This window comes from Deinococcus pimensis DSM 21231 (genome assembly GCF_000519345.1).
GTDB classification, from domain to species: domain Bacteria; phylum Deinococcota; class Deinococci; order Deinococcales; family Deinococcaceae; genus Deinococcus_A; species Deinococcus_A pimensis.
Genome location: NZ_KI912668.1, coordinates 89,427 through 89,659, shown reverse-complemented (window position 1 = coordinate 89,659; position 233 = coordinate 89,427). Strand labels below are relative to the sequence as shown.

General features: G+C 74.2%; 1 protein-coding gene. It reads right to left on the bottom strand.

Annotated features, from left to right (window positions below):
* Positions 1 to 233 (bottom strand): alpha-2-macroglobulin family protein (locus DEIPI_RS32490; protein ID WP_045234668.1); only part of this gene is annotated, 233 nt, incomplete at both ends.

The window sequence follows — 233 nt, the reverse complement described above, 5'->3', positions numbered from 1 at the left end:
TTCGTGAGGGCCGCCGTGACGGTCCCTTCGAGGGGCCGCGCGAGGGTGTTCTGCGCGACGCCCGCCACGGTGGCGGTGTCGCCCCGCACGAGGAAGGACGGCAGGGCGAGCCGCGCGATGACGTCCTTCGTGACGAGCGCCGTGCCCACACCCTGCCCGAAGCGGGCGGAGCCGGTCTGGGCGCGTGCCGTGGCCACCCAGGTGGTGAGGTTGTCGGGGAAGCGCACGCTGAC